This is a genomic window from Pseudomonas sp. TH43 (assembly GCF_016650635.1).
In the GTDB taxonomy this organism is placed as follows: domain Bacteria; phylum Pseudomonadota; class Gammaproteobacteria; order Pseudomonadales; family Pseudomonadaceae; genus Aquipseudomonas.
The window spans coordinates 1,051,440-1,073,018 of sequence record NZ_JAEKFI010000003.1; the positions used below are offsets into that span (position 1 = coordinate 1,051,440).

Sequence of the window (21,579 nt, forward strand, 5' to 3'; positions counted from 1 at the left end):
ATGTTCGTGCACAAGACCGCACTGCTCAGTGCAATCACCACGGCCCTGCTCGCCAGCGCTAGCCTGCAAGCTGCCGAGCCGTTAAAGGCTGTCGGCGCTGGCGAAGGTCAGCTGGATATCGTCGCTTGGCCGGGTTACATCGAACGTGGTGAGAGCGACAAGGCCTACGACTGGGTGACCGGTTTCGAGCAGGAAACCGGCTGCAAGGTCAATGTGAAAACCGCCGCCACCTCGGACGAAATGGTCAGCCTGATGGCCAAGGGCGGTTACGACCTGGTGACCGCGTCGGGCGATGCGTCGCTGCGGTTGATCGTCGGCAAGCGTGTGCAACCGATCAACACCGCGTTGATCCCGAACTGGAAAACCCTCGATCCGCGCTTGAAAGATGCGCCGTGGTACGTGGTCAACAATCAGACCTACGGCACCCCGTACCAATGGGGCCCGAACGTGCTGATGTACAACACCAATGTATTCAAGACCGCGCCGACTAGTTGGAACGTGGTGTTCGCCGCGCAGGATCTGCCCGACGGCAAGCCGAACAAGGGCCGCGTGCAGGCCTATGACGGCCCGATTTACATCGCCGACGCGGCGCTATATCTGAAATCGACCAAGCCTGAATTGGGCATCAAGGATCCGTACCAACTCACCGAAGATCAGTACAAAGCCGTGCTCGATCTGTTGCGCGCGCAGCAGCCGCTGATCCACCGCTACTGGCATGACACCACGGTGCAGATGAGCGACTTCAAGAACGAAGGCGTAGTTGCATCAAGCGCCTGGCCGTATCAGGTCAACGGCCTGATGAACGAGAAGCAGCCGATTGCTTCGACCATTCCGAAAGAAGGCGCTACGGGCTGGGCCGACACCACCATGTTGCACGCCGAGGCCAAGCACCCGAACTGCGCGTACAAGTGGATGGACTGGTCGCTGAAACCGAAAGTCCAGGGTGATGTGGCGGCGTGGTTTGGTTCGCTACCGGCGGTGCCGGCAGCGTGCAAGGAGAGCGAACTGCTCGGTGCTGAAGGTTGCAAGACCAACGGGTTTGATCAGTTCGACAAGATCGCTTTCTGGAAAACCCCGCAGGCTGAAGGTGGCAAGTTTGTGCCGTATAGCCGCTGGACGCAGGACTACATCGCGATCATGGGCGGTAGATAAGCCCGAGAGCACCTCGGTCGAGCTCCCTTTCCCCCTCGCCCCTCTGGGGGAGAGGGCTGGGGGTGAGGGGGTAGCTTTTGACCTTGCCCTTGATCTCAGAGCAATGGCCGAAACCCCTGCCCTCTCCCGGAGGGAGAGGGAGCTAAAAGCAATCTCAGCGCCCTGCACACCTACTGTAGGAGCTGCCGCAGGCTGCGATCTTTTCGACGCACACACGACTTTTTTGAAAGCCCGCTTTACCGGAGCACCGCACCATGACGCTTGCAGTCCAGTTCACCAACGTTTCCCGGCAATTCGGCGAAGTGAAGGCCGTTGACCGGGTTTCCATCGATATCCAGGACGGCGAGTTCTTTTCCATGCTCGGCCCTTCCGGCTCGGGCAAAACCACCTGCCTGCGCCTGATCGCCGGGTTCGAACAACCGAGCGCCGGCTCGATCCGCATTCACGGCGCCGAAGCGGCCGGTTTGCCGCCATACCAACGTGACGTCAACACGGTGTTTCAGGATTACGCGCTGTTCCCGCACATGAACGTCCTCGACAACGTCGCCTACGGGTTGAAGGTCAAAGGCGTCGGCAAAACCGAACGGCATAAACGCGCAGAAGAAGCCTTGGACATGGTCGCCCTCGGCGGTTACGGCGCACGCAAACCGGTGCAACTGTCTGGCGGCCAACGCCAGCGTGTCGCCCTCGCCCGCGCCTTGGTCAACCGTCCGCGCGTGTTGTTGCTGGATGAACCTTTGGGCGCGCTGGATCTGAAACTGCGTGAGCAAATGCAAAGCGAATTAAAGAAGCTGCAACGCCAACTCGGCATCACCTTCATCTTCGTCACCCACGATCAAACCGAAGCGCTGTCGATGTCCGATCGCGTGGCCGTGTTCAACAAGGGCCGCATCGAGCAGGTCGACACGCCGCGAAATCTGTACATGAAACCGACCACCACATTCGTCGCCGAATTCGTCGGCACCTCGAACGTGATTCGTGGTGATCTGGCCCGCCAAATCAGCGGTCATCCGCAGCCGTTTTCGATCCGCCCGGAACACGTGCGTTTCGCCGAGGGCCCACTCGCCAGCCACGAAATCGAAGTCAGCGGTCTGCTCCATGACATCCAGTACCAGGGCAGCGCCACCCGTTATGAATTGAAGCTGGAAAACGGTCAGACCCTGAGCATCAGTCACGCCAACAATCAGTGGATCGACAGCAGCGCGCAACATCAGACCGGCCAGCGCCTGAGCGCACGGTGGGCGCGGGAAGCGATGATTCCACTGCACGACACCGTGACGAGCGGGGTGTGACATGAGCACGCTCGCGATGACTGCATCGCCGCCGTTGCGCAGGTTTTCCAACCTGCTCTACCGCAAGCCGAATCTGTATCTGTCGATGCTGCTGGTGCCGCCGCTGCTGTGGTTCGGCGCGATTTATCTCGGCTCGCTGCTGGTGCTGTTGTGGCAGGGTTTCTACACCTTCGACGACTTCACCATGGCGGTTACTCCGGACCTGACCCTGGCCAATTTTGCCGCGCTGTTTCAGCCGTCGAACTTCGACATCATCCTGCGCACGCTGAGCATGGCCATCGTCGTATCGATCGCCAGCGCCATCGTCGCGTTCCCGATTGCCTACTACATGGCGCGCTATACCACCGGCAAAACCAAGGCGTTTTTCTACATCGCGGTGATGATGCCGATGTGGGCCAGTTACATCGTCAAGGCGTATGCGTGGACGTTGCTGTTGGCCAAGGGCGGTGTGGCGCAGTGGTTCGTGCAGCACCTGGGGCTGGAGCCGGTATTGCAGTTCATTCTGGGGATTCCCGGCGTCGGCGGCAGCACCTTGTCGACCTCGCATCTGGGACGGTTCATGGTGTTTGTCTACATCTGGCTGCCGTTCATGATTCTGCCGATTCAAGCGTCGCTGGAACGTCTGCCGCCGTCGCTGTTGCAGGCCTCCGCTGACTTGGGCGCGAAGCCGCGTCAGACCTTTATGCAGGTGATCTTGCCGCTGTCGATTCCGGGCATTGCCGCCGGTTCGATCTTCACGTTTTCGCTGACCTTGGGCGACTTCATCGTGCCGCAACTGGTGGGGCCGCCGGGCTACTTCGTCGGCAGCATGGTGTATGCGCAGCAGGGTGCGATCGGCAACATGCCGATGGCGGCGGCGTTCACGCTGGTGCCGATTGTGTTGATCGCGGTTTACCTGTCCATCGTCAAACGACTGGGAGCCTTCGATGCGCTCTAATTCAGAAAAGCAGGGGGAGAAAGCCTCTCTAGGCCTGAAAATCGCAGCCTGGGGCGGGCTGGTGTTTCTGCACTTCCCGATCCTGATCATATTTCTTTACGCCTTCAACACGGAGGAAGCGGCGTTCAGCTTTCCACCGAAGGGTTTCACGCTGCACTGGTTCAGCGTCGCTTTTTCGCGGCCTGATGTTCTAGAGGCAATCAAGCTTTCATTGCAGATCGCAGCCATCGCCACACTGATTGCAATGGTGCTCGGTACGTTGGCTTCGGCAGCGTTGTACCGCCGCGATTTCTTCGGCAAACAGGGCATTTCACTGATGCTGATTTTGCCGATTGCATTGCCGGGGATCATCACCGGGATCGCCCTGCTAGCGACGTTCAAGACGCTGGGGATCGAGCCGGGGATGTTCACCATCATCGTTGGCCACGCGACCTTCTGCGTGGTGATCGTCTACAACAACGTCATCGCCCGTTTGCGCCGCACTTCGCACAGTTTGATCGAGGCCTCGATGGACCTCGGCGCCGACGGCTGGCAGACCTTTCGCTACATCATCCTGCCAAACCTCGGCTCGGCGTTGCTCGCCGGCGGCATGTTGGCGTTTGCGTTGTCGTTCGACGAAATCATCGTCACCACGTTCACCGCAGGCCATGAACGTACGTTGCCGTTGTGGCTGCTCAACCAACTGAGCCGGCCACGGGATGTGCCGGTGACCAACGTCGTCGCGATGCTGGTGATGATGGTGACCATGCTGCCGATTCTCGGCGCGTATTACCTGACGCGCGGTGGCGAAAGCGTCGCGGGCAGCGGCGGCAAATAACCGAATAACCACTGAAAAAACCGAATCCCTGTAGGAGTGAGCCTGCTCGCGATAGCGGTGTGTCAGTCACAGCAATATTGAACATGACGACGCTATCGCGAGCAGGCTCACTCCTACAGTTGAAATCGGTTTCTTCTGAAAAATAACAATTGCTTCAAAGAGGACAAAACCATGCAAACCCAACTCTTGATCAACGGCCAACTGGTCACCGGTGAAGGCCCGGCGCAACCAGTGCTCAACCCTTCGCGTGGCGAAGTGCTGGTAGAGATCAACGAAGCCACCGAGGCCCAGGTCGACGCCGCCGTGCGTGCCGCCGACAACGCCTTCGCCGATTGGTCGCAAACCGCGGCGAAAGACCGCTCCCTGTTGTTGCTCAAACTCGCCGACGCCATCGAAGCTCACGGCGAAGAACTGGCCAAGCTCGAATCCGACAACTGTGGCAAACCCTACAGCGCCGCGCTCAACGACGAGATCCCGGCGATTGCCGACGTGTTCCGCTTCTTCGCCGGCGCCAGCCGTTGCATGAGCGGTTCGGCGGGCGGCGAATATTTACCCGGCCACACGTCGATGATTCGCCGCGACCCGGTTGGCGTGATCGCCTCCATTGCGCCGTGGAACTACCCGCTGATGATGGTTGCCTGGAAAATCGCCCCAGCGCTGGCTGCCGGTAATACCGTGGTGCTCAAGCCGTCGGAACAAACCCCACTGACCGCGTTGCGTCTGGCCGAACTGGCGTCGGAAATCTTCCCGGCTGGTGTACTCAACCTGGTGTTTGGTCGCGGCCCTACCGTTGGCAGCCCTTTGGTCACGCACCCGAAGGTGCGCATGGTTTCGCTGACCGGCTCCATCGCCACCGGCGCCAACATCATTTCCAGCACCGCCGACAGCGTTAAACGTATGCACATGGAACTGGGCGGTAAGGCGCCGGTGATCATCTTCGACGACGCCGATATCGATGCGGCGGTGGAAGGCATCCGTACCTTCGGTTTCTACAACGCCGGGCAGGACTGCACCGCCGCGTGCCGGATCTACGCGCAGCAAGGCATTTACGACAAGTTTGTCGAGAAACTCGGCGCGGCGGTCAGTAGCATCAAGCACGGTTTGCAGGATGATCCGTCGACCGAGTTGGGGCCGTTGATCACTGCCCAACATCGCGACCGTGTTGCCGGGTTTGTCGAGCGTGCCGTGGCTCAGCCGCACATTCGTCTGATCACTGGCGGCAAGGCTGTCGAGGGCAATGGTTTTTTCTTTGAACCAACCGTTCTGGCCGATGCGCAGCAGGACGACGAGATCGTTCGCCGCGAAGTGTTTGGCCCGGTGGTCTCGGTGACCAAATTCACCGATGAAGCGCAGGCGCTGGAATGGGCCAACGATTCGGACTACGGCCTCGCCTCCTCGGTGTGGACAGCGGACGTCGGACGCGCGCATCGCATGTCGGCACGCTTGCAGTACGGCTGCACGTGGGTGAACACGCACTTCATGCTCGTCAGCGAAATGCCCCATGGCGGTCAGAAATTGTCCGGTTACGGCAAGGACATGTCCATGTACGGGCTGGAGGACTACACCACGGTTCGGCATGTGATGTTCAAGCACTAAAGATCAAAAGCTTCGCGAGCAAGCTTGCTCCTACAGTGGTGCGATGTCCCCCTGTAGGAGCAAAGCTTGCTCGCGAAGGCGTCAACTCCGGCTTCAAGGCAGAAACCGGCTCTGCGCACTACCAGGATAAAACCTAACAATAACTACCGAACCGGGCGGCGCCCATTTCGCCCCGCCACGGCCTCGGCCATCCGAAATCTGCCGATTTCACGGAGCAAACACACATGAGTTCCTCACCCGATCTCGCCACAGCCGTTGCCGACAGCGATGCCGAACAACTGCGCCAACTGGGCTACACCTCGAACTTCAACCGCAGCATGAGCCTGTGGGAAAACTTCGCTCTAGGCTTCACTTATCTGTCACCGGTCGTAGGGGTTTATACCCTTTTCGGCCTGTGCCTTGCCGCGGGCGGGCCACCGATGTTCTGGGCCTATTTATTGGTCGGTTGCGGCCAGTTGCTGGTGTGCCTGATCTTCGGCGAAGTGGTTTCGCAGTTCCCGATTTCCGGCGGTGTATACCCTTGGGCACGTCGATTGGTCGGTAAAAAATGGGCATGGATGGTCGGCTGGATCTACTCCATCGCCCTCTGCGTCACCATCGCTGCGGTCGCCGTCGGTGCGGGTCCGTACCTGGCCGCCATGCTCGGTTTTGAGCCGAGCAACAACACCAACATCGTCATCGCACTGGTGCTGACCTTGTTCGCCACGCTGGTCAACCTCAGCGGCACCAAAGTGCTGGCGCGCATCGCCATGTTCGGCTTCCTCTGCGAACTGGTCGGCGCGGTGATCGTTGGTGTTTACCTGCTGGTGTTCGAACGCCATCAACCGCTGAGCGTACTGTTCAACACTTTCGACATCAGCGTCGACGGCTCGTACCTGCCGGCATTCCTCACCGCATCGCTGGCGGGGATGTTCCTCTACTACGGCTTCGAGGCTTGCGGCGACGTCGCCGAAGAGACCCCGAACCCGAGCGCGAAAATCCCGGTGGCCATGCGCATGACCATCTACATCGGCGGTATCGCGGCAATGTTCGCCTGCCTGGCGCTGATCCTCGCCGTGCCGGACATGCAAGCCGTGATCAATGGCACCGACAAAGACCCGGTCACCACCATCCTCAACAACGCCTTCGGCCCGGTCGGCTCGAAAGTGGTGATGGGCGTGGTGATGATTTCCTTCATCTCCTGCGTCATCAGCCTACAAGCAGCGGCGAGCCGTCTGCTGTACTCCTACGCTCGCGACGAAATGGTCATTGGCAGCCGACTGCTGAAGAAGATTTCTCCTACCACCCAGGTGCCGGTTGCCGCACTGTTCGTGTCCGGCGTCCTGCCGGCCCTGATCATCGCCCTCGGCTTCTTCCTGCAAGACGCCGTGGCCACCATCGTCAGCTTCGCCGCCATCGGTATCTACCTCGCGTTCCAGATGATCGTCCTGGCCGCGCTGTACGCCCGCAGCAAAGGCTGGAAACCGAGCGGCAAGTTCACCCTCGGCGCATGGGGCTGGCCGGTGAACATCGGCGCGCTGGTGTATGGCGTTGGCGCAATCATCAATATGGCTTGGCCACGTACGCCGGATGCGGCTTGGTATGTGAACTATGCGATGGTGTTGAGCACGGCGATCGTGATTGGATTGGGCTTGGTTTATATGTGGATTGGCAAGCCGTATGACCATGGCAAGGCCCCGGCTGGGGATGCCTGGAAGGTCAGTCGCTAAGAGTGTTTGATCCCGGCACCGACAAGGTGCCGGGGTTCAGGGAAGCCGAGAAAAACCATCAAAAAGAAAACTCTGCCTGATCGTGTTTCAGCAAGGAAATACGGTCGAACAGTTTGATTTTTTCGTTGGCTTTTTGCTTGGCGTGATCGGACATGATTGCAATCAACTCTTCCAACTGACTGACGTCTCCGACGACTTTGAATTCCTTTTCCTTGTTGACGAAAACAAGCGACTTTTTCTTCCTCGACAACAGTTCAATGACGTTGCTGAGCGTACCGGTGCTCTTTGCATCCCAGATCATCAAACCGTAGTCGGCTGCTTCGGCCATGACGACGTCTTTCTCGGTGAAGAAGGCTCTCGACCCTTTGGCATGTTTGGAATCGACTGTCCTCGCGGGCCATTTCCCTAGGTTATTTCTCGGTGCCGCCCCGCTGCAGAACACCGTGGTTTTGGATCGTTCGAGACTCAGCAGGTACTCCTGAATAGAGGTATCGGCACCCCCTGCATCCCCAACCACCACCTCAAACTCAGACGCCACAATATTATTGATGCGCTCTTTAACCTTCGGATCAAGGTTCTTGATGTTGATAGAGCCGGCAATAAATACAGTCGTCATTGAGTTCACTTCCAAGTTAGCGCTGCGACGTAAATTTTCCCTACCTTCGGATATTTACGCAAAACAGCGCAGGCCGCGTCCATCGACGCCCCGCTATCAAACAAATCATCTACAACCAAAACATTCCAGCGCACATCAGTGGTGATTTCATCATTGACGCTGAAACTGTCTCCAATCGCCGCAACCTTGTCGGCTTTGGAATGCAAATCCTTCAGCGACTTTCCCGTGGTCGCTTTTCGAAGCAGATCCGAGTAAACCGGCCGCCCGATAATTCGTCCCAACGCTAGGGCAACTTCAGTTACCGGTTGTCGCTGACGAATATTTGAAGCGGGCATGGGCACCACGAACCCGACCTGATTCAGTTTTGGGAACACATTTGTCGCTAACGCCTGAGCAAGTGGGCTGACCTGAGTCCAATCCTTCTGGTATTTGAGCTGGTAGGTAGCCTCGCCAATCTCGGTGCGCTGATTATCGAAGCATGGGTATCCGCGATCATCGTTGCCAAGAAAGGTACTACTTACCATGTGTTTGTCCAGCACCCAGCCCTGATCCCAAGGGCCGTTGATCTGCTTGAGAGACACCTTCATTGAATTCTCCTTTATTCATAACAATCCTTTGAGCCCTGAAACCACGGGCCGAGCATCTGCAGCGATGCGCAAGATTCAAATAAATAGCGGAAAAATCACTGGTTAGGGTTGGTCTCGCTGGCGCCAATGCAAAAACAGGCATTTCCTACAGATATGGCCTTCGCAAACAAATCCTCTTTCCTACAGAAGGTATCGACAGAACCGACTTGGCGTCTTACGTGCCTGCCGATAGGCTTTTTCTTGGCAGCGAAATCAGCGGCAGGGTTGAACAAAAAAATCTGTGGCGAGGAAGCTTGCTCCCTCGCCACAGGTTTACTCCGCAATTTGATTGATCTCGCCACCGTAAAAGCCAAATGGCTTTCACGGTACCTACCCCAGCGCTAAAACCGCGAAACACTCCGCATCGCATCCACCAGATAGCGCATCGCAATCCGGTCACTTTCCGAAAGCTCTCGATAGCGCTCCACCAGTTTCAGTTCGTCAGAGCTGAGCCGACGTTTTCTGCGGCCGCTACCGAGGCAGGGAAAGATGCCCAACATGTCGGTGATGCCTTGTATTTTTGCCATGGACGATGTCCTTCTCTAATACTGCAAAGAATTGCTTAAACACCACATCGTCCTGCCCCTTACAGCAGCGCCGTGTGCCCTGCCGGCTAAATGGGTCGCGCCGGTCATGCTCATAGAATAGAAATTAATTCGGCGCTGAAAAGCGATTTTTAGAGTAATTAGTCGAGAAAAGCAGATATGCCGTGTAAATCAGAACGTCCTGTCAGATTTTTAACCGACATGTCTTGTTTCATTGACACACTCACGCAATGAATCAACGAATTTTGCATTGCGAGCGAACGGTTTAAGCTAGCCGGCATCTGTTTATAGTCCGTTGCGTTTGGCCGAAGGCTTGTCCGAACCGTTATTTCTGATCCAGCACGTGCCAGGAAGGGCGCGGGATTGCACACGACAGGTTGTATTTATGCACCGCAGGAATTTGCTCAAAGCGTCCATGGCCATTGCGGCTTACACCGGTCTTTCGGCCACCGGCCTGCTGGCCACCCGTGCGTGGGCTGCCAATGGCGGCGCCGCTGATGGTGAGGCACAGGCGTTTGACTTCGAAGCATTGAAGCGCCAGGCCAAGCAACTCGCTGGCAGTGCTTATCAGGACACCAAACAGGTGCTGCCGCCGACGCTGGCGACCATGACCCCGCAAAACTTCAATGCAATCCGCTACGACGGCGAGCATTCGTTGTGGAAGGAGAACAAGGGTCAGCTCGACGTGCAGTTCTTCCACGTCGGCATGGGGTTCCGTCAGCCGGTGCGCATGTACAGCGTCGATCCTAAGACCCGAACCGCCCGCGAGGTGCATTTCCGTCCGGCGCTCTTCAATTATGAGAACACCTCGGTCGACACTCAACAGTTGAAAGGCGACCTGGGTTTTGCCGGTTTCAAACTGTTCAAGGCCCCGGAACTGGATCGCCATGACGTGGTGTCGTTCCTCGGCGCCAGTTATTTCCGCGCGGTGGATGCGACTGGCCAATATGGCCTCTCCGCGCGCGGTCTGGCGATCGACACTTATGCCAAGAAGCGCGAAGAATTCCCTGACTTCACCAAGTTCTGGTTCGAGACGCCGGACCAGAACGCCACGCGTTTTGTGGTCTACGCCTTGCTCGACTCGCCGAGTGCAACCGGCGCTTACCGCTTCGACATCGATTGCCAGGCCGAGCGCGTGGTGATGGAAATCGACGCGCACATCAATGCGCGCACTGCCATCGAACAACTGGGCATCTCGCCGATGACCAGCATGTTCAGCTGCGGCACCCACGAACGCCGCATGTGCGACACCATTCACCCGCAAATCCATGACTCGGATCGTCTGGCCATGTGGCGCGGCAATGGCGAGTGGATCTGCCGCCCGCTGAACAACCCGGCGACCCTGCAATTCAACGCGTTTGCCGACACCGATCCGAAAGGTTTCGGCCTGGTGCAGACCGACCACGAGTTCGCCAACTATCAGGACACCGTGGACTGGTACAGCAAGCGCCCAAGCCTGTGGGTAGAACCGACCACCGCGTGGGGCGAAGGCTCGATCGATCTGCTGGAAATTCCTACGACTGGCGAGACCCTCGACAACATCGTCGCGTTCTGGACACCGAAAAAACCGGTCGCTGCCGGTGATTCGCTGAACTACGGCTACAAGCTTTACTGGAGCGCTTTGCCTCCGGTGAGCACGCCGTTGGCGCGAGTACAGGCGACCCGTTCCGGCATGGGCGGTTTCGTTGAAGGCTGGGCACCGGGCGAGCATTACCCGCCAGTCTGGGCGCGTCGTTTTGCCGTGGACTTCACCGGTGGAGGCCTCGACCGCTTGCCAGCGGGTACCGGGATTGAGCCAGTGATCACCTGCTCGAACGGCAAGGTGCAGGACTTCAGCGTGCTGGTGCTGGATGACATCAAGGGTTACCGGATTCTGTTTGACTGGTACCCGACCAATGACAGCGTTGAGCCGGTGGAGCTGCGGTTGTTTATCCGCACCAACGATCGTACGTTGAGCGAGACGTGGTTGTACCAGTACTTCCCGCCGGCGCCGGATAAGCGCAAATACCCTTGAGGGTTCTCTAGCGCTTGGGCGGGCCTCTTCGCGAGCAGGCTCGCTCCCACAGTTGATCTCGGTCGACCACAAAAGTCATGACCGGCATTGCACCAATGTGGGAGCGAGCCTGCTCGCGAAGGAGGCCCAGGCAAAACAACATTCAGCAGACAAAAAACAAAGCCCCGGCCATCACTGCCCGGGGCTTTTTGCTTCATCGCTACTGACTTAATCGCGCAAATCAGACTCATGAATCGGCTGATCCCGATGCGTCGCGCGCTGATACTGCGCCGGCCACACCGCTTTGCGTCCACCCAGATCATCGTCGGCATGCAGCGGCCAGTACGGATCACGCAGCAGCTCGCGGGCGAGGAAGATGATGTCGGCCTGGCAGGTGCGCAAAATGTGCTCGGCCTGCGCCGGCTCGGTAATCATTCCCACAGTGCCGGTGGCGATGCCTGACTCTTTGCGTACGCGCTCGGCAAAGCGCGTCTGATAACCCGGCCCGACCGGGATCTCTGCGTTGGCAGCAGTGCCGCCCGACGACACATCGATCAGATCCGCGCCAAGGGTGTGAAGGCGTCGCGCCAGCTCCACGGTTTCATCCGGATTCCAGCCATCCTCCACCCAGTCAGTGGCCGAGACGCGAACAAACACCGGTAACTCCTCCGGCCAAACCGCCCTGACCGCTTCAGTCACTTGCAGCACCAGACGGATGCGATTTTCGAACGAGCCGCCGTACTGGTCACGGCGCTGGTTGCTCAACGGCGACAGAAACTGATGCAGCAGATAACCATGGGCAGCATGCACTTCGACGACACTGAAACCCGCCGTCAGCGCACGTTTCGCGGCATCGACAAACGCCTGAATGACTTCAGCAATCTGGCCTTCATCGAGCTGTTTTGGCTGTGTGTGTTGTGGGTCAAAGGCAATCGGCGACGGCCCGACCGGTGTCCAGCCGCCATCATCGGGTTTGACGCTGCCATGTTTGCCGAGCCACGGCCGATGGGTGCTGGCCTTGCGCCCTGCGTGAGCCAGTTGAATGCCGGCAACCGCGCCTTGGGAGGTAATGAATCGGGTGATGCGTTGCAGTGGTTCGATCTGTGCATCGTTCCACAGGCCGAGGTCTTCGGCGGTGATCCGGCCATCGGCGGTGACCGCGGTGGCCTCAGTGAAGATCAGGCCGGCACCGCCCACCGCGCGGCTGCCGAGGTGCACCAGGTGCCAGTCGTTAGCCAGGCCGTCGACGCTGGAGTATTGGCACATGGGTGATACGGCGATGCGGTTGGGCAGGGTCAGTTGGCGCAGAGTGAAGGGTTCAAGCAGCAGACTCATGGGGCACCTCTCAAATCAGTGGGCAGGCTCCAGGGTTCTGTTTGAAAAGTCGACGAGTGACAGGAAAAGGTGCAGCACCCGCCCCCGCGGGCAAAAAATTCGACAAGACGTCACAAGGCCAATCAAGCAGTGCTTAGAGCCTAGTCGACAACGGGGGATGAGGGAGGGTTCAGAGTGATTCAGCGTGTGAAAGGGTGCTTTCGCGAACAGGCTCGCTCCCACATTCGGGAATGCCTATCCCTGTGGGAGCGAGCCTGCTTGCGAATGGCGTCAACGCGGTTCGATGTGGGCAATCATCAGTTGAACAGTCTCGTTACCACGAAACTCGTTAACGTCGAGCTTATACGCCAGCTCAACCCACTGAATCGTCGGATTCGGCCAGATATCCCGGTCGATACCAAACGCGATGCCATCCAGTTTTACCGAGCCACACTCGCTCTTCAGCACCACCTTCAGATGTCGCTCACCAACCACGCGCTGCTCGACCAACTGGAACACACCGTGAAACAACGGCTCCGGGAAGTGCTGGCCCCAAGGCCCGGCATGGCGCAGGGCGCGGGCCAGTTCGAGGTGGAATTCCTCAACCGCCAGCGTGCCATCGGTCAACAGGCGCCCGGTCAGGTCTTCCTCGCGAAGTTGCCTACGCACTTCAGCGTCAAAGGCCTCGGCGAAAAGCGCAAAATTCTCTTGCGGCAAGGTCAGACCAGCGGCCATCGCGTGACCGCCGTACTTGGCGATCAGGTGCGGATGCTGCGCTGCCACCACGCTCAAGGCATCGCGAATATGGAAACCCTGCACCGAGCGCCCCGAGCCCTTGAGCAAGCCGTCGCCAGCATCGGCGAAGGCAATGGTCGGACGGAAATAACGCTCCTTCATGCGCGACGCGAGGATGCCGATCACCCCTTGGTGCCACTCCGCATCAAACAGGCACAGACCAAACGGCATCGACTCCACCGGCAAGTCCTTGAGCTGCGCCAGCGCTTCACGCTGCATGCCTTGCTCGATGGATTTGCGATCCTGGTTCATGCCGTCCAGTTGCGCGGCCATTTCCCGGGCCAGATTGGCGTCGGCGGTGAGCAGGCATTCGATGCCCAGGCTCATGTCATCCAGACGCCCGGCGGCGTTCAGGCGCGGACCGACGATAAAACCCAGATCCGTCGAAGTGATGCGGGTTGCGTCACGCTTGGCGACTTCAAGGATCGCTTTGATCCCCGGCCGCGCACGCCCGGCGCGAATCCGCTCCAGCCCCTGATGCACCAGAATCCGGTTGTTGGCGTCCAGCGGCACCACGTCGGCGACGCTGCCCAGCGCTACCAGATCAAGCAGCTCGCCGATGTTCGGCTGCGGCTTGTTCTCGTACCAGCCGAGGCTGCGTAAACGCGCGCGCAACGCCATCAACACATAAAAAATCACCCCGACGCCGGCCAGTGCCTTGCTCGGAAACTCGCAGCCTGGCTGGTTCGGGTTGACCAGCGCATCGGCCTGCGGCAGCTCATCACCGGGCAAGTGGTGGTCGGTGATCAGCACTTTCAGCCCATGACGCTTGGCGGCAGCCACGCCTTCGACGCTGGAGATACCGTTGTCGACAGTTACCAGCAACTGCGGATCGCGGGTCATCGCGACTTCGACGATTTCCGGGGTCAGGCCGTAGCCGTATTCGAAGCGGTTCGGCACCAGATAATCAACGTGCGCGGCACCTAGCAAACGCAAACCGAGCATGCCGACCGTGCTGGCCGTCGCACCGTCCGCATCGAAGTCGCCAACGATGAGAATGCGCTGGCGTTGCTCCAGCGCCGTCACCAGCAAGTCCACCGCCGCGTCGATGCCCTTGAGCTGCTGAAACGGGATCAACCGCGCCAGGCTCTTGTCCAGTTCTGCCTCGGACTGCACGCCCCGCGCCGCATACAAGCGGGTCAGCAGCGGCGGAATATCACCCAGAAAGGGCAGAGTGGCAGGCAGTTGACGAGGTTCGATACGCATGGGGTGACGGAGACTTCTCTTTAATACGTGGGATTAATCAGTTAAAGGCGCGGGATCAGCCGCGCTCACCTTGCAGCCATTGCAACTGGACTTCGTGCTGACCACGGTCGTCGGTAACGAAGATCGTCCCTTCGCTGATCATCACGTCCCACTTGATAACGCGGGGCATGTCCTTGGCCAGAGTCTCCAGCACTTCTTGCGGGACTGCGGCGATGTTGACGTTCTTCAGGTTCTTGATCGCCGGGATCACCTTGGTTTCCCACACACGCAGGCTGCCGTAGGCGAGCAGGCTGGTGCGCTCGGTGCGACGCGAGCACCAGGTCAGGCGATCGGCGTCAGGCTGACCGACTTCGATCCAGTGCAGAACGCGGTCGTCCAGGCTCTTTTCCCACAGCGCAGGTTCATCCACGTCTGACAGACCACGACCAAACGACAACTGCTCGTTGTACCAGAGGGCGTAGGCCAACAGCCGCACGGTCATGCGCTCTTCGGTCTCCGAAGGGTGACGGGCGATGGTCTGCTTGACGCTCTCGTAGACGCTGCGGTCGAGGTCGGTGAGGTTCAGTTCAAACTTGTAGGTGGTCGAAGGCTGGGCCATGAACGGGCTTCTTGATACGAGGAAAGTCGGCAAGTCTAACCGATGCGGTAGGCAATCATCGAATTGATGGCAATCAACCTGCGGCGCCTGACAGCCGGCTATGTTAAAACGCTGTATCGCTCAGCCTTGTCCTACAGGATTCAGCATGCCGTTTTCCAACAAGCCGCTCAGCGGCGTGAAAGTCATCGAGTTAGGTACGTTGATCGCCGGGCCATTTGCCTCACGCATTTGTGGCGAGTTCGGCGCCGAAGTGATCAAGATCGAATCGCCGGACGGCGGGGATCCGCTGCGCAAGTGGCGCAAACTGTATGAAGGCACATCGTTGTGGTGGTTCGTTCAGGCGCGCAACAAGAAGTCGCTGACGCTCAACCTCAAGCATCCTGATGGTCTGGCGATCCTGAAAAAATTGCTCGGCGAAGCCGACATCCTCATCGAAAACTTTCGCCCCGGCGTGCTGGAAAAACTCGGCCTGAGTTGGGAAACCCTGCACGCCCTGAACCCGAAACTGGTGATGGTGCGTTTGTCCGGTTTCGGTCAAACCGGGCCGATGAAAGATCAGCCGGGGTTCGGCGCGGTCGGCGAATCCATGGGCGGCCTGCGCTACATCACCGGTTTCGAGGACCGACCACCGGTACGCACCGGCATTTCCATCGGCGATTCGATTGCCGCGCTGTGGGGCGTCATCGGCGCGCTGATGGCGCTGCGGCATCGCGAGGTCAACGGCGGCACCGGTCAGGTGGTCGACGTGGCGTTGTATGAGGCGATATTCGCGATGATGGAAAGCATGGTGCCGGAGTTCGACGTGTTCGGTTTTATCCGCGAGCGCACCGGCAACATCATGCCCGGCATCACGCCCTCCTCTATTCACACCAGCGCCGACGGCAAGCATGTGCAGATCGGCGCCAATGGCGATGCGATCTTCAAGCGCTTCATGCTGATCATCGGCCGCGATGATCTGGCCAACGATCCGATGCTGGCCAGTAACGACGGACGCGACAGTCGCCGCGACGAGCTGTACGGCGTGATCGATCGCTGGGTCAATTCGCAGCCGCTGCAAACAGTGCTCGACCTGCTTAATCAGGCCGAAGTACCGGTCAGCCGAATCTTCAGCGCCGAGGACATGTTCAGCGATCCGCAGTACCTGGCCCGGGAAATGTTCCTGTCAGCCAAGCTGCCGGGAGGCAAGGACTTCAAGATGCCGGGCATCGTGCCGAAACTCTCTGAGACACCCGGCTCTTCCGAATGGGTCGGACCGCAGCTCGGTGAACACAATGCGCAGGTACTGAACGATCTTGGCTACGACGAGCAACAGATCGCCCGCTTGCGTGAAGACGGAGCCATTTAAGCTGAAACGCCGGCCGACATCGCACGCCAACCGCGCCCACCACGGGTGGCCGTGGCGCCTGTTCGGCCTGTTGCTTTTGCTGGCCCTGCCGGCTTGGGCGCAGGCGAAACCAACATTGATATGGCTGCTGCGCGACCTGCCGCCCCTGACGATTTTCGAAGGCCCGAAAAAAGGTCAGGGGGTGATCGATCAATTGATGCCGATGCTGATCGCCGGCATGCCCCAGTACGAACACACGCTGATGCGCGTCAATCGTGCCCGTGGCTTGCAGATGCTCCACGAAAACCCGTTCGCCTGCGACCCTGCGTTGTTGTGGAACAAGGAGCGGGCGCAGTGGGTGGCGTACTCGATCCCGGCGATTCGCGCGGTGAGCAATGGCCTGGTGGTCCGTCAGCAAGATCGGGCAGTGCTCAAACCTTATTTGGTGGATGGCGAAGTCGACCTCTCGGCGCTGCTGGCCGGTGGCGACAGAAAAGTCGGTGTTGTCGCCGAACGCAGCTACGGTGAGTTTCTCGACAATATCCTGCATCAGGCGCCGAGCGCTGCGCTGACGGCGCATTACGGCAACGATGCATTGACCAATCTACTGTCGATGCAGCGCCTGGGGCGCTTGCAGGTGGTGCTGGGTTATTGGCCGGAAATCCGCTATCAGGCCAAGCAGGCGCAGATCGCCGAGGATGAGCTGGAGTTCTATCCCATTAAGGGCACCGGGAAATATCTCTCGGGATATGTCGCTTGTTCCGACACCACATTGGGACGTCAGGCCATCAGCGAGATCAATCAACTGCTGCGCACCCTGCCCCACGAACATTTGAATCAGCTGTATGCCGCGTGGCTGAATCCCGAGCGCCAAGCGGACTATCTCGAAGAGGCACGGCTGTTTTTCGAACAGCAGGCCACGCAATAGGCAAACGCCGGACAAAAGAAACCCCGAGAAGTGGGGAGACGACTCGGGGTTAAACGTGGTCTACATAAAGACCCGTAGCAGCAAGCGACAAGCACCGGAGCACAATGCTTGATCCTGCTGTTATGGAGTCTGACTGACAGGGACGCAGGAAGGTTCCCACAAAAAATATTTCATCTTTACAGCGCAGGACGTTTGTCCAGAGCTGCGTTGCGCAATGCCGCGATCACACAGGGTTCCAGCCGCCCTTCGGCGATCAGCACGTCGCGATGCAGACCGTCGACGACGTCGGTCAACAAGCGCTTGTCGCTCAACTGCGCCTGGTTGAATTCGCGTTCGACCACAATGGCGCCGTTGCTGTTCTTCAGGCTGACCAGGCATTCGCCATGGCTGCCGCGAGGGGTCAACGTCACTTGATACGGGCTCAGAGCCTCACCGAGCAATAGACTGATACTTTCCATCTCGATCTCCACTCAATAGTCCGAAAACATAGTGCCTGGGGCGTGTTCACAGTAAATGACCACCGGCCCGAGAAGAAAGTTCTGCCTGCCGATTGCTCCCTCCCTGGAGCGTTACCGGTCTGTCGGAGCATGCACGGCGAAGATGACAGTAAAAATAACCATGCTTCAGGCTCCGTCCGGCTGCTGCAGCGCGTTCAGGTAGTTGTCCAGCAAGCCTCGCATCAACACGGCCGATACCGGCGTTTGCAGGCGTCCGAGCAGTTTCAGTTCATGGGCGTGCAACAACGTCTCGAGATCGTCCAACACACTCGGTGCGACGGCGCCCAGCAGGATCAGTGCTCGCGACTGTTGCCCTATAGCCAAGTGCTGGATCAGCGCGATGCCATCGCCACCCTTTAGCTGCGGATTACAGATTGCGATATCGACAGCTCCGCAATGCCCCAGCGAACACACCGCCGACGCCAGTGACGGCGCCGTCAGCACGTTATAAATGCCGACGGCGTTGAACATCTGGTGCAGCGCCATCAGCTGGAACGGGTTGTGTTCAAGTATCAGGACTTTGAGTGAACGCATGGGCGGCCTCTGAAGCGACAAGCGCGGACTCTCACCGCAGGTACCGTTCACTCTAGGGCAGCCGTCCTCAGCCTCCCATCGGAAAAGGACTCACGTCGTATAGGACTTTTCCCAACTTCACTGCAGACATCGGCTGCCACTTTCCAGCGGCCGCTGGCCAGTGTCCGTCCAGCCGCCGAGCAGACCGCGCAATTGGCCATCGGCGCTGTAAAACGGCACGGTCCATTGGTAGATCTCGCGCGCCCCGTTTTTGAACTGCAATTGACGCCTGCAGAAGCGCATCTTGCGCGTGCGTACTTGCTGCATGAACTCGTCATGCAGCATCCGCGCGGTCGCCCCAGGCAGCGTGTCGGCTTCGATCAGTGATCGTCCCTGTACTTCGTGGAAGCGGATCGAGAGCGCCTCCTCATAGCTACGGTTGCACATGATCAACCGCCCTTGCAGGTCGCGGACGAAGATCGGATCGGGCATCGACTCAATCAATGCATGCTGAAAGGCCAACTGGTCGCCGAGTTCTTTTTCGGCTTTGCAGCGTTCTTTGATCACGGCACTCAAGCGACGATTCCAGATCAGTGACAACAAACCAAAAATGGCCATGACCGCCATCGCCCAACACCCCCAACCGGCAATCCGCTGCCAGACCGTGGGCGTCGGGATCGGCGCAACACCGTCCAGCCATTTCAGCCGGATCGCACGCAGTTCATGCGCCGGAAATGCCTCGAGTGCCTTGTTGAGGATGCTCAACAACTTTGGCTGACCTTTGCGCACAGCCAGGTGATCGGCCTCCCACTTGCCCTCCAGCAGCTCTCCGACCCTGAGCAATCCTGAGGGGAACAACTGCGCGCCGATCTCGTTTTCAATGGTGGCGTAAGCCTCACCGCTTTCGACCAATGCTCGGGCTTCGCCGTAGGTTTTGACTGAGCGAATCTCGATCGATGGGTAGTCGCGCCGGATGATGCCTTCCAGTGCGTGACGACTTGGCAATACCAACACGCGCTTGGCCAACTGCTCCAGCGACTGCACCTGCGGCTCCCCGACCCGCCCGACAAACACCCAGCCGGCTCCGCCAAAGGCATGGCTGAAGTCCAGATAGACTTTGCGCTCATCACTCATGGCTAACGTCGTGCTCATGTCGGCTTCACCGTTCTCCAGTCGTGCAAGCATGTGATCGGTGGAAAACGATTCCTGATGCACGAACTGCAAACCGGTCATCGCACTGATGCGCTGGAGCACATCGTTGTTCAAGCCGCTCCAGTGCGCATGCTCATCCTGGAACAGGTACAGCGGATACTGCACGGACGCGACGATGACCCGCGGATTATCACGAATCCATTGCTGCTCCTCGGGCTCCAGCTCGATGGGCTGAACCCTGCTGCCCCCGGCATCATGCAGCATCATCTGTGCCGCCACACCCCAGCGCACGAACCCCAGCATTGCCAATACAAACAGCCAGCCAAGCGCCGGCTTAACATCTCGAAAAAACCACATTGCCACTTCCTTCGTGATCGACTCACCCGTCCTTCGTGGGTGAAAACCCGAGCAGTGTGGCAGCAGAAACAAAAAAGCCCGTCAGGAGACGGGCTTCAAAATGTGACAGCTTTTGCTGGCTTAAAGCGGCTTGCCGCGGTTGCCATGCTGGCTGACAAAGGCTTGCACGGCTTTCAGCTCGTTTGGCAGAACGGTGCAACGCTCATTTCGCTCAAACAAATCAGAAAGATGTGCAGGTAGTTCGAGAGCTTTTCCTACACCGGCTTTTTCCACCGCGTCCGGGAATTTGACCGGGTGGGCCGTACCGAGGATCACCATCGGGATGTCCAGGCTGCGACGGCATTCGCGTGCAGCTTTAACGCCGATGGCGGTGTGCGGGTCCAACACTTCGCCGGTCTGCTCGTAGACTTCGGCGATGGTTTCGCAGGTTTGCGCATCGTCCACGGCCAGCGAGTCGAACAGTTTGCGCGCTTCGGTCCAGCGCTCCTGCTCGACGCTGAAGCTGCCGTCCTTCTTGAACGAGTCCATCAGGCCGGCAATCGCCGCACCGTTGCGACCGTGCAGGTCGAACAGCAGACGTTCGAAGTTCGACGACACCATGATGTCCATCGACGGCGACAGCGTGGCATGCAGGGTTTCCTTGACGTACTGGTTGCCGCTCATGAAGCGGTGCAGGATGTCGTTGCGGTTGGTGGCGACGATCAACTGGTTGATCGGCAGGCCCATGTTGCGCGCCAGGTAACCGGCGAAGATGTCGCCGAAGTTGCCGGTCGGCACCGAGAACGATACCGAACGCGCCGGGCCGCCCAACTGCAGCGCTGCGTGGAAGTAGTAAACGATCTGGGCCATGATCCGCGCCCAGTTGATCGAGTTCACCGCCACCAGACGCGTGCCTTTGAGGAAGCTTTGGTCGGCGAAGCTCGCCTTGACCATTTCCTGGCAGTCATCGAAGTTGCCTTCGATGGCGATGTTGTGGATGTTCTCGCCGAAAATCGTGGTCATCTGGCGACGCTGCACTTCGGACACACGGTTGTGCGGGTGCAGGATGAAGATGTCGACATTTTCGCAGTGCTTGCAGCCTTCGATGGCGGCCGAACCGGTATCACCGGAGGTGGCGCCGACGATGACAACGCGCTCGCCGCGTTTTTCCAGCACGTAGTCGAGCAAACGACCGAGCAGTTGCAGGGCGAAGTCCTTGAACGCCAGGGTCGGGCCGTGGAACAGCTCCAGCACCCATTCATTGCCGTTCAACTGACGCAGCGGCGCGACGGCACTGTGGGCGAACACGCCGTAGGTTTCTTCAAGAATCTTTTTGAAATCGGCGTCAGGGATGCTGCCGGTCACAAACGGGCGCATGACGCGGAAGGCCAGCTCGTGATACGGCAGGCCGGCCCACGAAGCGATTTCTTCCTGGGTGAAACGTGGCAGGTTTTCCGGGACGTACAGACCGCCGTCGGTCGCCAGACCAGCCAGCAGGACGTCTTCGAAATTCAGGGCCGGTGCCTGGCCGCGGGTACTGATATAACGCATGTTTTCAAACCTTCGGTTTGAGCTTCAAGCTACGAGCTACAAGCTGCAAGTAAAAGCCAGACTGCTTTTCTCTTGCCGCTTA

Annotated in this window: 19 protein-coding genes; 9 read left to right on the top strand and 10 right to left on the bottom strand. The window is 58.8% G+C overall.

All coding sequences use genetic code 11. The features are described 5' to 3' along the window. The 6 genes from ydcS to JFT81_RS14455 all read left to right on the top strand — a co-directional run bounded on the left by ydcS (position 1) and on the right by JFT81_RS14455 (position 7,503). Entirely contained in the window at positions 1–1,152 is a 1,152-nt protein-coding gene (gene ydcS / locus JFT81_RS14430) for a putative ABC transporter substrate-binding protein YdcS (protein ID WP_201227818.1), read from the top strand. 254 nt (positions 1,153–1,406) lie between these two features. Further along, positions 1,407–2,444: an ABC transporter ATP-binding protein gene (locus tag JFT81_RS14435; protein ID WP_201227819.1), complete on the top strand. Its 1,038-nt coding sequence runs from the start codon at positions 1,407–1,409 to the stop codon at positions 2,442–2,444. Between the two features lies 1 nt (position 2,445). Then, on the top strand, positions 2,446–3,381 hold the full coding sequence (locus JFT81_RS14440) for an ABC transporter permease (protein WP_016986394.1): 936 nt from the start codon (positions 2,446–2,448) through the stop codon (positions 3,379–3,381). After that, entirely contained in the window at positions 3,371–4,198 is an 828-nt protein-coding gene (locus JFT81_RS14445) for an ABC transporter permease (protein WP_127650803.1), read from the top strand. The genes JFT81_RS14440 and JFT81_RS14445 overlap by 11 nt, the downstream gene beginning before the upstream one ends. Positions 4,199–4,369: 171 nt before the next feature. Continuing rightward, positions 4,370–5,794 (top strand): gamma-aminobutyraldehyde dehydrogenase, encoded by a 1,425-nt coding sequence (locus JFT81_RS14450; RefSeq protein ID WP_201227820.1) that lies wholly within the window; start codon positions 4,370–4,372, stop codon positions 5,792–5,794. A gap of 224 nt (positions 5,795–6,018) precedes the next feature. Then, positions 6,019–7,503 (top strand): amino acid permease, encoded by a 1,485-nt coding sequence (locus JFT81_RS14455; RefSeq protein WP_201227821.1) that lies wholly within the window; start codon positions 6,019–6,021, stop codon positions 7,501–7,503. 58 nt (positions 7,504–7,561) lie between these two features. Here the strand turns inward: JFT81_RS14455 and JFT81_RS14460 are convergent, their stop codons facing one another. From JFT81_RS14460 to JFT81_RS14470, 3 genes are all read right to left on the bottom strand, one after another. Then, positions 7,562–8,119, bottom strand: coding sequence for a hypothetical protein (locus JFT81_RS14460; RefSeq protein WP_201227822.1), 558 nt, complete (start codon positions 8,117–8,119; stop codon positions 7,562–7,564). A 5-nt stretch (positions 8,120–8,124) separates the two neighbouring features. Then, the gene (locus JFT81_RS14465; protein ID WP_201200937.1) at positions 8,125–8,706 is read right to left on the bottom strand and encodes a ComF family protein; all 582 of its coding nucleotides are present in this window, start codon (positions 8,704–8,706) and stop codon (positions 8,125–8,127) included. Positions 8,707–9,086: 380 nt separating this feature from the next. Further along, positions 9,087–9,272: a hypothetical protein gene (locus tag JFT81_RS14470; RefSeq protein WP_201200936.1), complete on the bottom strand. Its 186-nt coding sequence runs from the start codon at positions 9,270–9,272 to the stop codon at positions 9,087–9,089. Between the two features lie 403 nt (positions 9,273–9,675). Between JFT81_RS14470 and JFT81_RS14475 the strand changes: the two genes are divergently transcribed. Beyond that, complete coding sequence (locus JFT81_RS14475) at positions 9,676–11,304, top strand: glucan biosynthesis protein D (protein ID WP_201227823.1); 1,629 nt, start codon at positions 9,676–9,678, stop codon at positions 11,302–11,304. Positions 11,305–11,511: 207 nt separating this feature from the next. On the opposite strand, the gene JFT81_RS14480 is transcribed toward JFT81_RS14475, so the two are convergent. The 3 genes from JFT81_RS14480 to JFT81_RS14490 form a co-directional block, all read right to left on the bottom strand. Beyond that, positions 11,512–12,618 carry an NADH:flavin oxidoreductase/NADH oxidase gene (locus JFT81_RS14480; RefSeq protein ID WP_201227824.1) on the bottom strand — a complete coding sequence of 369 codons (1,107 nt, stop codon included), beginning with the start codon at positions 12,616–12,618 and terminating at the stop codon, positions 11,512–11,514. Positions 12,619–12,888: 270 nt separating this feature from the next. Continuing rightward, on the bottom strand, positions 12,889–14,598 hold the full coding sequence (gene recJ / locus JFT81_RS14485; RefSeq protein ID WP_201227825.1) for a single-stranded-DNA-specific exonuclease RecJ: 1,710 nt from the start codon (positions 14,596–14,598) through the stop codon (positions 12,889–12,891). A 55-nt stretch (positions 14,599–14,653) separates the two neighbouring features. Continuing rightward, positions 14,654–15,196 (bottom strand): YaeQ family protein, encoded by a 543-nt coding sequence (locus JFT81_RS14490; protein WP_007908961.1) that lies wholly within the window; start codon positions 15,194–15,196, stop codon positions 14,654–14,656. A gap of 145 nt (positions 15,197–15,341) precedes the next feature. On the opposite strand from JFT81_RS14490, the gene JFT81_RS14495 reads away from it, so the two are divergent. Together JFT81_RS14495 and JFT81_RS14500 are read left to right on the top strand one after the other, a co-directional pair. Then, positions 15,342–16,541 (top strand): CaiB/BaiF CoA-transferase family protein, encoded by a 1,200-nt coding sequence (locus JFT81_RS14495; protein WP_201227826.1) that lies wholly within the window; start codon positions 15,342–15,344, stop codon positions 16,539–16,541. Continuing rightward, positions 16,522–17,448: a TIGR02285 family protein gene (locus tag JFT81_RS14500; RefSeq protein WP_201227827.1), complete on the top strand. Its 927-nt coding sequence runs from the start codon at positions 16,522–16,524 to the stop codon at positions 17,446–17,448. Before JFT81_RS14495 ends, JFT81_RS14500 begins: the two co-directional genes overlap by 20 nt. Positions 17,449–17,624: 176 nt before the next feature. Here the strand turns inward: JFT81_RS14500 and JFT81_RS14505 are convergent, their stop codons facing one another. The 4 genes from JFT81_RS14505 to thrC all read right to left on the bottom strand — a co-directional run bounded on the left by JFT81_RS14505 (position 17,625) and on the right by thrC (position 21,497). After that, complete coding sequence (locus JFT81_RS14505) at positions 17,625–17,906, bottom strand: DUF3509 domain-containing protein (RefSeq protein WP_201227828.1); 282 nt, start codon at positions 17,904–17,906, stop codon at positions 17,625–17,627. Positions 17,907–18,071: 165 nt separating this feature from the next. Next, positions 18,072–18,479 (bottom strand): DNA-binding protein, encoded by a 408-nt coding sequence (locus tag JFT81_RS14510; protein WP_201227829.1) that lies wholly within the window; start codon positions 18,477–18,479, stop codon positions 18,072–18,074. 117 nt (positions 18,480–18,596) lie between these two features. Next, positions 18,597–19,967, bottom strand: coding sequence for a transporter substrate-binding domain-containing protein (locus JFT81_RS14515; protein ID WP_201227830.1), 1,371 nt, complete (start codon positions 19,965–19,967; stop codon positions 18,597–18,599). Between the two features lie 120 nt (positions 19,968–20,087). Beyond that, a complete protein-coding gene (gene thrC, locus JFT81_RS14520; RefSeq protein WP_201227831.1) occupies positions 20,088–21,497 on the bottom strand; it encodes a threonine synthase in 1,410 nt (469 codons plus the stop codon). Positions 21,498–21,579 lie beyond the last annotated feature (82 nt).

Coding starts and splice junctions, on each gene's coding strand:
- ydcS (WP_201227818.1), top strand. CDS start 1: ATGTTCGTGCACAAGACCGCACTGCTCAGTGCAATCACCACGGCCCTG.
- JFT81_RS14435 (WP_201227819.1), top strand. CDS start 1,407: ATGACGCTTGCAGTCCAGTTCACCAACGTTTCCCGGCAATTCGGCGAA.
- JFT81_RS14440 (WP_016986394.1), top strand. CDS start 2,446: ATGAGCACGCTCGCGATGACTGCATCGCCGCCGTTGCGCAGGTTTTCC.
- JFT81_RS14445 (WP_127650803.1), top strand. CDS start 3,371: ATGCGCTCTAATTCAGAAAAGCAGGGGGAGAAAGCCTCTCTAGGCCTG.
- JFT81_RS14450 (WP_201227820.1), top strand. CDS start 4,370: ATGCAAACCCAACTCTTGATCAACGGCCAACTGGTCACCGGTGAAGGC.
- JFT81_RS14455 (WP_201227821.1), top strand. CDS start 6,019: ATGAGTTCCTCACCCGATCTCGCCACAGCCGTTGCCGACAGCGATGCC.
- JFT81_RS14460 (WP_201227822.1), bottom strand. CDS start 8,119: ATGACGACTGTATTTATTGCCGGCTCTATCAACATCAAGAACCTTGAT.
- JFT81_RS14465 (WP_201200937.1), bottom strand. CDS start 8,706: ATGAAGGTGTCTCTCAAGCAGATCAACGGCCCTTGGGATCAGGGCTGG.
- JFT81_RS14470 (WP_201200936.1), bottom strand. CDS start 9,272: ATGGCAAAAATACAAGGCATCACCGACATGTTGGGCATCTTTCCCTGC.
- JFT81_RS14475 (WP_201227823.1), top strand. CDS start 9,676: ATGCACCGCAGGAATTTGCTCAAAGCGTCCATGGCCATTGCGGCTTAC.
- JFT81_RS14480 (WP_201227824.1), bottom strand. CDS start 12,618: ATGAGTCTGCTGCTTGAACCCTTCACTCTGCGCCAACTGACCCTGCCC.
- recJ (WP_201227825.1), bottom strand. CDS start 14,598: ATGCGTATCGAACCTCGTCAACTGCCTGCCACTCTGCCCTTTCTGGGT.
- JFT81_RS14490 (WP_007908961.1), bottom strand. CDS start 15,196: ATGGCCCAGCCTTCGACCACCTACAAGTTTGAACTGAACCTCACCGAC.
- JFT81_RS14495 (WP_201227826.1), top strand. CDS start 15,342: ATGCCGTTTTCCAACAAGCCGCTCAGCGGCGTGAAAGTCATCGAGTTA.
- JFT81_RS14505 (WP_201227828.1), bottom strand. CDS start 17,906: ATGGAAAGTATCAGTCTATTGCTCGGTGAGGCTCTGAGCCCGTATCAA.
- JFT81_RS14510 (WP_201227829.1), bottom strand. CDS start 18,479: ATGCGTTCACTCAAAGTCCTGATACTTGAACACAACCCGTTCCAGCTG.
- JFT81_RS14515 (WP_201227830.1), bottom strand. CDS start 19,967: ATGTGGTTTTTTCGAGATGTTAAGCCGGCGCTTGGCTGGCTGTTTGTA.
- thrC (WP_201227831.1), bottom strand. CDS start 21,497: ATGCGTTATATCAGTACCCGCGGCCAGGCACCGGCCCTGAATTTCGAA.